Annotated in this window: 1 protein-coding gene; it reads right to left on the reverse strand. The window is 41.0% G+C overall.

The window, feature by feature from the left end; all coding sequences use genetic code 11:
- A partial coding sequence (locus HC175_RS17210) for a DbpA RNA binding domain-containing protein (protein WP_209310050.1) occupies positions 1-529 on the reverse strand: 529 nt, incomplete at both ends.

A 529-nucleotide genomic window follows, 5' to 3' on the forward strand; every position in this document is an offset into this window, starting at 1 on the left:
AGATGAACGTCTGCGGCCTTTATCTCCACCTCTGGAAGGCTTATCAAAACTGCGTTCTCCTTTGTCTCTGCCTTTAAAACCACCCCCGCCTTTGCGGCCGCCACTGCGTTCCTTGCCGGCGCTTTTCTTGGTGATCTCCACCTTGATGTGACGACCATTGTGTTTAAAATCCTGGAAAATTTTGATTACATCTTCCGCTTTTGAACTGTCTACGTTAAAAAAGGAGAAACTGTCTTTTACTTCAACACGATTTACGTCATCTCTTCCAAGATCTAAAGTTGCCTTTAGGAAATCCTTAAGGCTCATCCAGTCAAAATCATCTTTGGCTCCTACATTAATAAAGAACCTGGTGCTGTCACCTTCGTCTTCATAAACTTCTGTAGAACCTTTCGCATTAAGATCCTGTGCGTTATTGTAGTAGTTAAAGAACCTCGTAAATTCCACCGAGAAGAACTTTTTAAGGAGTTCTTCTTTTGTAAGACCTTCAAAAAGTTCGGCTATACTTGGTAAATATTTATCTATCTCATGA

Source organism: Salinimicrobium oceani, from assembly GCF_012037645.1.